This is a genomic window from uncultured Roseobacter sp. (assembly GCF_947499265.1).
GTDB lineage: Bacteria > Pseudomonadota > Alphaproteobacteria > Rhodobacterales > Rhodobacteraceae > Roseobacter.
Genome location: NZ_CANMNK010000004.1, coordinates 194,053 through 206,238, shown reverse-complemented (window position 1 = coordinate 206,238; position 12,186 = coordinate 194,053). Strand labels below are relative to the sequence as shown.

General features: G+C 61.1%; 10 protein-coding genes. 6 read left to right on the top strand and 4 right to left on the bottom strand.

What is annotated here, in order from left to right; genetic code table 11:
* Positions 1-52: 52 nt before the first annotated feature.
* Entirely contained in the window at positions 53-2,248 is a 2,196-nt protein-coding gene (locus Q1A63_RS11920) for a primosomal protein N' (RefSeq protein ID WP_299631697.1), read from the bottom strand.
* 121 nt (positions 2,249-2,369) lie between these two features.
* Here Q1A63_RS11920 and fsa point away from each other — a divergent pair, with 121 nt between their 5' ends.
* The 5 genes from fsa (at position 2,370) to Q1A63_RS11895 (ending at position 6,303) form a co-directional block, all read left to right on the top strand.
* The gene (gene fsa / locus Q1A63_RS11915) at positions 2,370-3,023 is read left to right on the top strand and encodes a fructose-6-phosphate aldolase (RefSeq protein WP_298972141.1); all 654 of its coding nucleotides are present in this window, start codon (positions 2,370-2,372) and stop codon (positions 3,021-3,023) included.
* A 154-nt stretch (positions 3,024-3,177) separates the two neighbouring features.
* Positions 3,178-3,885, top strand: coding sequence for a DUF484 family protein (locus Q1A63_RS11910; RefSeq protein WP_299631695.1), 708 nt, complete (start codon positions 3,178-3,180; stop codon positions 3,883-3,885).
* Positions 3,882-4,802 (top strand): tyrosine recombinase XerC, encoded by a 921-nt coding sequence (locus Q1A63_RS11905; protein WP_298972136.1) that lies wholly within the window; start codon positions 3,882-3,884, stop codon positions 4,800-4,802. The genes Q1A63_RS11910 and Q1A63_RS11905 overlap by 4 nt, the downstream gene beginning before the upstream one ends.
* 105 nt (positions 4,803-4,907) lie before the next feature.
* Complete coding sequence (locus Q1A63_RS11900) at positions 4,908-5,492, top strand: cytochrome P460 family protein (protein ID WP_299502772.1); 585 nt, start codon at positions 4,908-4,910, stop codon at positions 5,490-5,492.
* A 94-nt stretch (positions 5,493-5,586) separates the two neighbouring features.
* The gene (locus Q1A63_RS11895; protein WP_298972134.1) at positions 5,587-6,303 is read left to right on the top strand and encodes a CDP-alcohol phosphatidyltransferase family protein; all 717 of its coding nucleotides are present in this window, start codon (positions 5,587-5,589) and stop codon (positions 6,301-6,303) included.
* 22 nt (positions 6,304-6,325) lie between these two features.
* Here Q1A63_RS11895 and Q1A63_RS11890 read toward each other — a convergent pair whose 3' ends face one another.
* Positions 6,326-6,781 carry a methylated-DNA--[protein]-cysteine S-methyltransferase gene (locus Q1A63_RS11890; protein ID WP_298972130.1) on the bottom strand — a complete coding sequence of 152 codons (456 nt, stop codon included), beginning with the start codon at positions 6,779-6,781 and terminating at the stop codon, positions 6,326-6,328.
* Positions 6,782-6,926: 145 nt separating this feature from the next.
* On the opposite strand from Q1A63_RS11890, the gene Q1A63_RS11885 reads away from it, so the two are divergent.
* Complete coding sequence (locus tag Q1A63_RS11885) at positions 6,927-7,310, top strand: nuclear transport factor 2 family protein (RefSeq protein WP_298972127.1); 384 nt, start codon at positions 6,927-6,929, stop codon at positions 7,308-7,310.
* 41 nt (positions 7,311-7,351) lie between these two features.
* Here Q1A63_RS11885 and ileS read toward each other — a convergent pair whose 3' ends face one another.
* Entirely contained in the window at positions 7,352-10,327 is a 2,976-nt protein-coding gene (gene ileS, locus Q1A63_RS11880; protein ID WP_299631691.1) for an isoleucine--tRNA ligase, read from the bottom strand.
* A gap of 236 nt (positions 10,328-10,563) precedes the next feature.
* Positions 10,564-12,180 carry a cyclic nucleotide-binding domain-containing thioredoxin-disulfide reductase gene (locus tag Q1A63_RS11875; protein WP_299631689.1) on the bottom strand — a complete coding sequence of 539 codons (1,617 nt, stop codon included), beginning with the start codon at positions 12,178-12,180 and terminating at the stop codon, positions 10,564-10,566.
* Between the last annotated feature and the right edge of the window lie 6 nt (positions 12,181-12,186).

The following is a 12,186-nucleotide window of genomic DNA, read 5'->3' as shown; positions in this document are numbered from 1 at the left end:
AAATATTCCCGCCGGAGGCGGGTCTGGTGCGTCAGCACCAGACCCATAAAACTCAATAGAAACTCTGCGGATCGATATCAACGGCCAGACGCAAATCCCCCTTGATCCGCAGCTGTCCGACCCATCTGGCCAATGCGTCCTGCAGGGGCGCGGTTTTCTCGGCCTTGACCAACAGGCGCACCCGGTGGCGCCCGCGCACCCGGGCGATCGGGGCCGGTGCAGGCCCAAAAACCTGCGCCCCTATAGCGCGCAGCGGCCCATCCTGCCGCGCCAGCTGGTTGCCCGCGTCGAAGACACGCGCCACATCCGGGCCGCTGAGGATGATGCCTGCCATGCGGCCGTAGGGAGGCACACCTGCCACCTCTCGTTCACGCGCTTCCGCCGCCCAGAACCGATCTTCATCGCCTGCCAGAATGGCGCGAATGACCGGGTGCTCAGGCTGGTAGGTCTGCAAAAGGGCGGTGCCGGGCTTTTCCGCGCGTCCCGCGCGCCCCGCCACCTGTCGCATCAGCTGGAACGTCCGCTCCGCAGCCCGCAGATCGGAGCCTTGCAACCCCAGATCGGCATCAATCACCCCCACCAGCGTCAGCTTGGGGAAGTTATGCCCCTTGGCCACCAGTTGCGTGCCGATGATCACATCCGCAGCCCCCTCGGCAATCCCCTCAATCTCGGCTTTCAGCGCCCGGGCAGAGCCGTACATGTCGGAACTTAACGTGGCGATCTTTGCCTCGGGAAACAGCGCTGCGGCTTCTTCTCCCAATCGCTCGACCCCCGGCCCCACGGCGGCCAGACGCCCCTCGACTTCACAGGCGGGGCAGACATCCGGCATCGGTTTGGTCTCGCCGCATTGATGGCACACCAGCCGCTTGAGAAACCGGTGTTCCACCATGCGCGCATCACAATGATCACAGCCAATCTGATGCCCGCAGGCCCGGCAGAGCGTGATGGGCGCATAACCGCGCCGGTTGATGAACAGCAGCGACTGTTCCCCCTTCTCCAGTCGGGACGTCACCGCGTCCTGCAGCTCTTTGGACACCCACCTGTCGGACGGCAACGCCTCTGCGCGCATGTCAATCGCACGCATCTGCGGCATCACGGCGGGGCCAAATCGCGAGGTCAGCTCCAGGCGTCGGTATTTGCCCGCCTCGGCATTGGCCCAACTTTCCAGCGATGGCGTGGCGGAGGCCAGCACCACCTGCGCGCCGCAGATCGAGGCCCGCAGCACCGCCATGTCCCGCGCATTATAAAGCACGCCCTCTTCCTGCTTGTAGGAGGTGTCATGCTCCTCATCGACCACAATCAGCCCAAGGTTCTGAAACGGCAGAAACAGCGCCGACCGCGCGCCGATCACCAATTGCGCATCGCCCTGCCCGACCATGCGCCAGATGCGCCGCCGCTCGGTCATGGTGGCACCGGAATGCCATTCCGCGGGCTTTGCGCCAAAACGTTCCTCGACACGGGTCAGGAACTCCGCGGTCAGGGCGATCTCCGGCAAAAGCACCAGCGCTTGCCGCCCGGCGCGCAGGGCTGCGGCAACCGCCTCCAGATAGACTTCCGTTTTGCCGGACCCGGTCACCCCCCGCAGCAGCGTGGTACCATACCGCCCGCCGGTGACCGCCGCCTCCAGTTGCGCGGCACCCGCGGCCTGATCAGCGGTCAGTTCCTTGCCGGGCAGCGCCGGATCGAGCCGTGCAAACGGCAAATCGCGCGGGCTGTCTTCTTCGGCAACGGCGTTCTGCGCCACCAGCCCCTTGACCACGGAGGTTCCAACCCCCGCCATTTCCGCCAGTTCCTTGAGCGTGAAGGACAGATCGCCATAGGAACTCAGCGCCTCCAGCACCTTGCGCCGGGCAGCGGTCATCTTGTCAGGCTCGCCCGGCCCGCGCCGATAGATCTTGCGCATCGAGGGCGGATCGCCCAGCCCTGGCGCACGCGTTGCCAGCCGCAGCATCGCGGGCATCGGGGTAAGCGTATAATCCGCCGCGCGTTCCAGAAAGCTGCGCATCTCTTCGCGCATCGGGGCCACATCCAGCACCCTCATCACCGACCGGATCTTCGCCAGATCATAGTCGCCTTTCCCGGGCCCCCAGACCACGCCCAGCACCTTGCGCGGGCCCAGAGGCACCTCCACGAAGGCCCCCAGATGGCAGCCGCCTTCCGGCGCGCGGTAATCCAGCGCGCGGCCCAAAGGCTGAGTTGTAAGCACGCCAATCAGATCGCCATGGTCGTAAAATTGCGGCAGCGTCAACAGGCATGCTCCGGCAGGGGTGGACAATTGAGGGTTTAAGCATCGCAGATCATGCGGTAAAGCCAAGCGCAAGAGAGAACGATGTTAGCGTTCACATACACCTTCGAAAGGAACAGCAGCGATGAAATTCTTTGTCGACACGGCCGACACCCAGGCCATCAGCGAACTGAACGATCTTGGCATGGTAGACGGGGTCACGACCAACCCCTCCCTGATCCTGAAATCCGGGCGCGATATCCTCGAAGTGACCAAGGAAATCTGCGGCATCGTCGAAGGCCCCGTCAGCGCGGAAGTGGTGGCGCTCGAAGCTGAGGCGATGATTGCAGAAGGCCGCAAGCTGGCCGAGATCGCCGAAAACATCACCGTCAAGCTGCCGCTGACATGGGACGGGTTGAAAGCCTGCAAGGTCCTCTCGGGCGAAGGCAAGATGGTCAATGTCACGCTTTGTTTCTCTGCCAATCAAGCGTTGCTGGCCGCCAAGGCGGGGGCCACCTTCATCAGCCCTTTCATCGGGCGTCTGGACGACATCAACCTCGACGGCATGGACCTCATTCAGGACATCCGCACCATCTATGACAACTACGGGTTTGAAACGCAGATCCTCGCCGCCTCCATCCGGTCCGTGAACCATGTGCAGGATGCCGCCCTGATCGGCGCCGATGTGATGACCGCCCCGCCCGAGGTGATCCGCAAACTGGCCACGCATCCCCTGACCGACAAGGGGCTGGAGCAGTTCATGGCCGATTGGGCCAAGACGGGTCAGAATATTCTCTGATCGCGGATCGCGATCCTTCCCGGAAATCGCCAGCGCTGACCCGGCGCTGGCACCCATCGGCAACACCTCGCGGGTCTCCGGCCAGCCCGCAAATTTCTTGGCAGCTTTTGCGCATAGATCATGTTATGACCTTGCAAAAACATAAGAGCACGAGATGAGCAGCAGCCCAAAAATCGAAGATGCCTTGCGAGAGGCCATCATTTCGCGACCCGATGTGATCCTTGACGATACCGATGTGATGAACGCGTTGATTGCGGCGAATGAACGGTCCATGGGGGCCAATATCGTCGATCTGCGCGGCATCGCGATGGACCGGATGGAATCCCGTCTTGATCGCCTCGAAGACACGCACCGGTCCGTGATTGCGGCCGCCTATGAAAACCTTGCCGGCACCAATCAGATCCATCGCGCCATCCTGCGCATGCTGGATCCGATCGCCTTCGAGGATTTCCTCAAAGAGCTCAGCGGCGAGGTCGCCGAAATCCTGCGGGTGGATGCGGTGAAGCTTGTTCTGGAATCCACCCAGGGCGATATGGATTTGGTGCTGGGCAGCCTTGATGGTGTGTTGGCGGTGGCTGACCCGGGGTTTGTCGAGGACTACCTCGCGCAAGGCCGTCATGGCGCGACGCGTCAGGTCACCCTGCGGCAAATCCAAGGCGGTTCCGAATTTCTCTATGGCGACAAGGCGGATTGGATCAAATCCGAGGCCTGTCTGATGCTGGATTTCGGCCCCGGCAGATTGCCCGGCCTGTTGGTTCTGGGCGCCGAGGATCCACATATGTTCGGGCCGCAGCAAGGCACCGATCTTCTGACCTTCTTTACCGGCGTTTTCGAACGGATCATGCGCCGCTGGCTGTCGTGAGCCTGATCAGCCCCGCCGCGCGCGATGCGCTGGAGATGTGGCTGAGCCATCAGCGGGCATTAAAGGGGTCTTCGGACAATACGATCATCGCCTATCAGGGCGATGTCACGGAATTTCTGGCGTTCATCACCGAATACAAGGCAGAGCAGCAGGGCCTGGCGCCGTTGGCAAGGATCACCGTGACCGACATGCGCGCCTGGATGGCGCAGGCCCGCGGGACAGGCATCGGCGCCCGGTCATTGGCGCGCAAACTCTCCGCGGTCAAGGCCTTCTACCGCTGGCTGGCGGAGCGTGAAGGGTTTGAGCCAACCGCTGTCTTATCCGTCCGCGCGCCCAAGTTTCAGAAAAAACTGCCCCGCCCGCTGGCCGAGGATGCCGCCCGCAGCCTGATCGACGCCATCGAGATGCAATCAGAAAAGCCCTGGGTCGCGCTGCGCGACGTGGCGGTGGTGACCTTGCTCTGGGGCTGCGGCTTGCGCATCTCCGAGGCGCTTGGCCTGACCGGTGCCGATGCGCCGCTGCCCGAAACGCTGCGGATCATCGGGAAAGGCGGCAAGGAACGGGTGGTGCCGGTGGTGCCCGCCGCCCGCACAGCCGTGGATGCCTACCTGCGCGCCTGCCCCTATCCACTGGAGCCCAATGCAGCGCTCTTTCGCGCGGTGCGGGGCGGGCCGCTGGCCCCCGGCGCGATCCAGAAGGTGATGGCGCGGGCGCGGATGCAGCTGGGGCTGCCTGCCAGTGCCACGCCCCATGCCATGCGGCACAGTTTCGCAACGCACCTGCTGGATGCGGGCGGCGACCTCCGGGCCATTCAGGAATTGCTGGGCCACGCCTCCCTGTCCACGACGCAGGCCTACACGGCTGTGGACACCGCCCGTTTGATGGAAGTCTACGACCGGGCACATCCCAAAGCCTAGAAATGCTCACGACAATGTGCGCGAAGGTTTACCGCATGCCGCATGGGTTATGTGTCAGGGTCCTGCTGCGGCATACCGCCGCATACCAAAATCCGAGGGATTACAATGACACGTTTCAGCCTAGCCGTATTCGCCATGGCCTTTTCACTCACCGCGACTGCTTCCTACGCCGCCGACTGCCCCGTGGACGTCGAGAGCGCCTTCGATCTGGAAGAGGCAGAGGTTGTGGCCCTCTATGATTGCGTCAAGGATGCCATGGCAACGGGCTATGCCAAGCAAGGCGATGAGGTTGGCAGCACCTATCGCAGCTGGGCCGTGACATCGACCCGCCCTGCCGTCGCCGGCCCCCATGGCAATCGTCTGTTACAGACCTTCGCCAATGACGTGGCCGCAGAGCAATATCTGAAGTTCGCCGAAGAAGGGGTGGAGATGCCCGTCGGCTCCGTGCTGGCCAAGGAGAGCATCTCCATCAGCAAGAAGAAAAAAGCCGCCCGCCCCGGACCGTTGTTCATCATGACCAAACTGGACGCAGGCGGCGCGCCGGAAACAGACGACTGGCTCTATGCCGGGCTGCAGCCAAATGGCAAACCGATGAAATTCAAACAGGCGTTCTGCCACGATTGCCATGCCGGGTGGGAAGATCAGGATTCGCTCGCGTATCCACTGGAAGACGTGCGCATCAGCAACTGACGCGATATCCCGAAGTGTTGCGGATTGGCCCATCCTAATCAGTTATGGGCCTTTTCCTTTTGCATCCCTCAGCCGCTTGCGGCAAGAACATTGGATGACACTTCGACTACGCGCGCTTGGCGTGCATCTCTTTACCGCCACAGGTGCCGTTTTTGCGATGCTGGCGATGCTGGCCGCCGTGGATGCCAAGTGGGATCTGATGTTCCTGTGGCTTGTCGTGGCCTTTTTCGTGGATGGGATCGATGGCCCCCTGGCCCGCCACTACCATGTCAAAGTCAATGCGCCGGAATTCGATGGTGTCCTGCTGGATCTGATCATCGACTATCTGACCTATGTGTTCATTCCCGCCTTTGCGCTTTTCAAGAGCGGGTTGATGGATGGGTGGACAGGGTGGTGTGCGATCATCATCATTACCTTCGCCTCGGCTCTCTATTTTGCAGATACCCGCATGAAAACGAAGGATAATTCTTTCTCCGGCTTCCCCGGCTGCTGGAACATGCTGGTGCTGGTGATCTTTGCTCTGCAACCCAATTTCTGGGTCTCGCTGACCATGGTGACGGTGCTGGCGATCGCGATGTTCGTGCCGCTGAAATTCGTGCATCCCGTTCGCACCGAACGCTGGCGATTTATCACGCTGCCGGTCGCGCTGGCCTGGACCTTCTTTGCGGGCTGGGCGGCCTGGGTCGACTTTCACCCTGAAAGCTGGGCGCATTGGGGCCTTGTTACAACATCGATCTACCTGGTCTTTGCGGGCATCGCACAGCAGATATTCCCCCCTAGAAAAGCGAGCGCTCTGCAGCAACAGCGGTAAGATTACGGCCCCCACGCCTGGGTCAGATCAGCAGCCCTGCCGCTTTTTCGTGACGCAGCAAGGCAACCTTGGTCTCCACCCCACCTGCACCTGAAAACCCCGTCAGGCCCTTTGCGCCCATCACGCGGTGGCAGGGAATGATGATCGGGATCGGGTTGCCGCCGCAGGCCTGCCCCACGGCTTGCGCGGGGACATCCAGCGCCTTTGCGATATCGCCGTAGGTGCAGGTGTCGCCGAACCGGATCGCGTAGATCGCATCACAGACATCACGCTGAAAAGCCGACCCCTCGACACGCAGCGGCAGATCGAACACCTCCCGCGTGCCAGCGTCATATTCTTCGATTTGCCGCACCGCCTTCTTGAGCAATTCGGTAGTGTCATTGCGCGCCGAGGTCCCCCAGCGCAGGGCAACAATGGCATCGTCCTTTTCGACGATGACCAGGGATCCGAATTGCGTGTGGACGGTGGTTTCAAACACGACCCGAACCTGTCGGATGTGCCGGGTGAGAGCAACCCGGTTCCTGCGCAACATGCCAATATGCGAATTTTCTGGCCACCCGAGCCCTCAGGGGTCATCCTGAGTGCATTGGTAAAAATGCACATAGCTCAAATGGATACGGATCATGACCCTCGACGAAAAAGCCCGCGATTATACAGCGGCATGGAATTCCGCAAACCCCGGCGCGGTTGCTGCCCATTTTGCGTCCGACGCTCAGATCATCATCAACCGGGGCGATCCGCACAAGGGCACACAGGCCCTGCATGATATGGCGGCCGGGTTTCATGCTGAATTCCCAGACCTGCAGCTTACCTGCGACGCGGTGCGCGGCAACGGAAGTCATGCCGTCTATCTCTGGACGTTGCGCGGGCACCATGCCGAAACACGCAATCCGGTCACTGTATCCGGTTGGGAAGAATGGGACCTGACCCGCGACATGGCAATTGCCGCGTCGCTGGGGTGGTTTGACGCCGAAGATTATAAGCGGCAGATCGACGGCACGACCTGAGCCCGCGGCGGGCAGGTAGTGATACCGCCTGCCCCTTTTGCTTATCCGATGGCGTCGTTGCAGCGACCGCAAACACCTGCGTGGCGGTGCTGTCCGACATCGGGCAGGACCTTCCAGCAGCGCGCACATTTCTCGCCTTCGGCCTTGGCGAAAGTAAAGCCATGCTTTACCCCGATCTCGTCTCCCGGCACGCCTATTTCGATCTTCACGCCGGAAGTAATGCAAATATCCGCGAAGTTAATCTCCTCAAGATAAGCCTTTGCGTCTTCAGCGCTGTCCCAGAAATGGATATCGTTCCCTAGGTACACGATTGGGGAAGCTTCCAAACTCGATCCAATCAGCTTCTCAACTCGCTTTTCTTCGAGTTTTTCCGTCACGGTTTTTCTGATGCTCCGCACAGCATGCCACTTGTCATCCAACTCTTGATCGCGCCACTCCAATGGCGTCTCAGGAAAGTCCTGCAGATGCACCGAACTATCCGCGCCGGGGAAGCGTTCCAGCCAGACCTCTTCCATGGTGAACACCATGACAGGCGCCAGCCAGGTGGTCAGGCGATGGAACAGCAGATCCAGCACGGTACGCGCGGCACGACGCTGCAGCGTATCGCCATCGCAATAAAGCGCATCCTTGCGGATATCGAAGTAGAAGGCCGACAAGTCCACCGTCGCAAAGGTAAAGACCGCCTGCCAGACACCCTGAAAATCGTATTTGGCATAGCCATCGCGCACGGTTTTATCGAGCTCGGCCAGACGGTGCAGCACCCAGCGTTCCAGTTCCGGCATCTCCGCAGGATCTACCCGGTCCGCATCGCTGAAGTCACTCAGCGAGCCCAGCATGTACCGCATGGTATTGCGCAGGCGGCGATAGCTGTCGGCTACCCCTTTCAGGATTTCCGGCCCGATCCGCTGGTCCAGCGTGTAATCCGTCTGCGCCACCCAGAGCCGCAGGATGTCCGCGCCATATTGCTGCACGACCTTTTCCGGCACGATGGTATTGCCCAGGGATTTGGACATCTTCATGCCCTTCTCATCCAGCGTAAACCCGTGTGTCACAACGTTGCGATAGGGCGCGCGCCCCGTCGTTCCCACCGATTGCAACAAGGAAGAATGGAACCAGCCGCGGTGCTGATCGGTGCCTTCCATGTAGACATCGGCAATGCCGTCCTCGGTGCCATCCGCGCGGTCGCGCAGGGTGAAGGCATGGGTGGAGCCGGAATCAAACCAGACATCCAGAATATCCGTGACCTGATCATAGTCATCAGGGTTGTAGTCATTGCCGAGGAACCGCTCCTTGGCCCCGTCTTCATACCAGGCATCCGCCCCTTCGACCTCAAAGGCCTCGACGATCCGCTGATTGACCGCCGGGTCGCGCAGCAGGAAATCATCATCCGTGGGCAATGCGCCTTTCTTGGTGAAACAGGTCAGCGGCACGCCCCAGGCGCGCTGGCGGCTGAGCACCCAGTCCGGGCGCGCCTCCATCATCGAATGCAGACGGTTGCGGCCCGACTTCGGGGTCCAGTTGACGTTGTCGATCTCGGTCAGCGCGCGTTCGCGGATGGTAGTGCCATGCATGTCCTGCCCGTCCCCGACAGGCTTGTCGATGGCGGCAAACCACTGCGGGGTGTTCCGATAGATCACCGGCGCCTTGGAGCGCCAGGAATGCGGATAGCTGTGCTTGATCTTGCTGCGCGCCAGCAGGCCCCCAACCTCCGCCAGCTTGTCGATCACGGCAGCGTTGGCATCGCCTTCCTTGCCCTTGCGGTTCAGGATGAATTTGCCTCCAAAGAACGGCAGGCCCTCGCGGAACATGCCCTCATCGGTCACATTATAGGTGATCACCTGGCTCAACATGCCAAGATCACGGTAGAGCTCGTATTCCTCCATCCCGTGGGAGGGCGCACAATGGACAAAGCCAGTGCCTTCGGTATCGGTCACGAAATCCGCCGCGCGGAAATCGCGGATGTCATCCCATTCGCCTGCGCTCCCCTCAGCACCGCTAAATGGATGCGCCAACCGCAGATGGCTGAGTTCTTCCGCCGTCACGTCCCGCAACCGGCGATACATGGTCTCATCCAGCCGCGCACGGCCCAGCACATCCGCCGCCATGCTGTCAGCGAGCAGATAGCGCTCCCCGATCCGGGCCCAGCATTCCTCAGGCCGCCCGGTGATTTCATAAAGCCCGTAGGAGATGTCCGACCCATAGACCACCGCCTTATTTGACGGGATGGTCCAGGGGGTGGTCGTCCAGATGACGACGTAGGCACCGTCGATACTTTGAATAGCCGCTCGCGTAGTTTCGCCTAGATCGTCACCTACAAAAGCATTTTCCGCGACAACCTTGAACTTTACCCAGATGGTGAAGCTTTCCTTGTCGTGGTACTCCACTTCGGCCTCGGCCAGCGCGGTTTGCTCCATTGGCGACCACATCACCGGCTTGCTGCCCTGATAGAGCGTGCCGTTCATCAGGAATTTCATGAATTCCTCGGCAATCACCCGCTCTGCATGGAAATCCATGGTCAGATAGGGGTCAGCCCAATTGCCGGTGATGCCCAGACGCTTGAATTCCTCGCGCTGGATGTCCACCCAACCGGCGGCAAACTTGCGGCATTCGGCGCGAAAATCGTTGATCGGCACCTCGTCCTTGTTCTTGCCCTTTTGCCGGTACTGCTCCTCGATCTTCCACTCGATGGGCAGACCGTGGCAGTCCCAGCCGGGGATGTAGCGTGCGTCAAAGCCCATCATCTGATGGCTGCGCACGATCATGTCCTTGATGGTTTTGTTGAGCGCATGCCCGATGTGCAAATGCCCGTTGGCGTAAGGAGGGCCATCGTGCAGCGTGAAAGGCGTGCGGCTCGCCTTCTTGCGCAGCTGGTCATAGACCCCGATCTCCTCCCACCGCTGAAGCCAATCGGGTTCGCGCTTGGGCAAGCCCGCGCGCATCGGGAAGTCGGTTTTTGGCAGGTTCAGCGTGGACTTATAGTCAAGGTGTGGGGCGGTGTCGGTCGTGTCGGCGCACATTGCGGGCGTCCTTCGGATGGGTCATTGAACAGGAAAAAGCGGTCGGTGCGAGCGGCTCAAACACCTTGGCCCGGCGTCTCAAAGCTCAGAGCGCCGGGGATATAATTCGAATAATGATAGCGCGGACTTTTGTCATGCGGGCCTTATAAGCAGAGGCGCCAAGGGGAACAAGTCCCAAGACCACCCGGAGCCGCAAACACCAATGCAGCGACCAGCCAAGTCGCCTCTTACAGGGATCAGGCATTCACGTGTTCCCACGCGGCGGACATCACCACCGACCCTTCGCCGACGGCTGAAGCGACGCGTTTGACGGAGCCCGCACGCACATCACCGACAGCAAAGACCCCCGGGCAGGAGGTTTCATATTGAGAGCGGCCGCCAGCCTCGGCCCCGGTCAGCACAAACCCCTTGTCGTCCAGCTTGATCAGCCCCGAGAGCCAACCGGTATTAGGGGCCGCACCCACCATCACGAAAAGGGCCGCCGTGCGCAGATCCCAGTTCTGCCCCGATGCCCGGTCGCAGATCGTGATCTTTTCCAGCGTGTCGCGCCCGTGCAGTTCCATCACTTCGGTACGAGTGTGAATGGTGATGCGTGGATGTGTGTTCAGCCGCTGCAGCAGATAATCCGACATCGAAGCGGCCAAGGATCCCCCGCGGATCAGGACATGCACGTGGCGGGTGGTGCGGGCCAGAAACATCGCTGCCTGACCTGCCGAGTTGCCGCCCCCAATCACCGCAACCTCGGTATCGCGACAATAGCGTGCTTCAACCTCTGTGGCCGCGTAATACACGCCTGCGCCTTCAAATCGCTCCAATCCCGGCAGCGGCAGGCGGCGATACTGCACACCTGTGGCCACGATCAAGGCCTTGGCGCTGACCTCCTGACCATCATCGAGCGTTGCATGAAACCATTTCTCATCACACTGACGCAGCGCCGCCGCCCGCCGGGGCACCGAGAACCGAGTGCCGAATTTCATCGCCTGCACTTCGCCACGCCCGACCAGATCGCCGCCGGAAATGCCGGTGGGAAAGCCCATGTAATTCTCGATCCGGCTTGATGTGCCCGCCTGGCCGCCGATGGCCATATCTTCCAGCACCAGCGCGCTGAGCCCTTCTGCGCCTGCATAAACCCCCGCGGCCACACCGGCCGGACCGCCGCCGACGATCAGGACATCAAAGGCATTGTCGTCAGCGACCTCAAGATGCAAACCCAGTGCTTTTGCAACACCGCGCGGCGTCGGGGGATCAATCTTGCGTTCGCGCCCGAAAATCACCCCCGGCTGCGCCTGTTCGATGCCGCATTGCGCGGCCAGGGCCATCGCCTCTTCCGAGGTGACCTCGATCTCACGGAAAGGGATGCGATTGCGCGCTGCAAAGCTGGCCACATGACGGATGTCGCGGCTGATTTCCGACCCGATCAAGGTCAGCGCGGAATCCGATGCTTCGACCGCCCGCCTGCGCCGCGCCGCCAACACGGTTACGATAATATCGCTCATCTCTGGCATGTCCGACATCAACCGCAACATGTCGGCGCGGGGCACGCATAAAACCTTGCTGTCCTGAATGGCACGCGCGCCCGCCAAGGACAGCCCGCCCGAGAGAAATTGCAGATCGCCAAAGAACTGGCCCGGACCAAGCGTCGCAATCCCGACGCGCTCCAACGTGTTGGGGTCAACCGCCTCCAATTCACCTTCGATCAGATAGTGAAACAGCTCGGTCGCTTCCCCCGGCTCCTGCACAAAAGCCCCGCGCGGAAAATCGAAGAGTTTGCCGTATTTTTGCATGGCCGCAACATGCGCAGGCTCCAAAGGTCTGCGAACCATCGTGGCCAGATCAGCGGCAAAGCTTTCCATCAGTCA

Bases quoted from the DNA above. Each gene is read 5' to 3' on its own strand.
- Q1A63_RS11900 (WP_299502772.1), top strand. From the start codon at position 4,908: ATGACACGTTTCAGCCTAGCCGTATTCGCCATGGCCTTTTCACTCACC.
- Q1A63_RS11875 (WP_299631689.1), bottom strand. From the start codon at position 12,180: ATGGAAAGCTTTGCCGCTGATCTGGCCACGATGGTTCGCAGACCTTTG.
- Q1A63_RS11885 (WP_298972127.1), top strand. From the start codon at position 6,927: ATGACCCTCGACGAAAAAGCCCGCGATTATACAGCGGCATGGAATTCC.
- Q1A63_RS11910 (WP_299631695.1), top strand. From the start codon at position 3,178: ATGAGCAGCAGCCCAAAAATCGAAGATGCCTTGCGAGAGGCCATCATT.
- Q1A63_RS11895 (WP_298972134.1), top strand. From the start codon at position 5,587: ATGACACTTCGACTACGCGCGCTTGGCGTGCATCTCTTTACCGCCACA.
- fsa (WP_298972141.1), top strand. From the start codon at position 2,370: ATGAAATTCTTTGTCGACACGGCCGACACCCAGGCCATCAGCGAACTG.
- ileS (WP_299631691.1), bottom strand. From the start codon at position 10,327: ATGTGCGCCGACACGACCGACACCGCCCCACACCTTGACTATAAGTCC.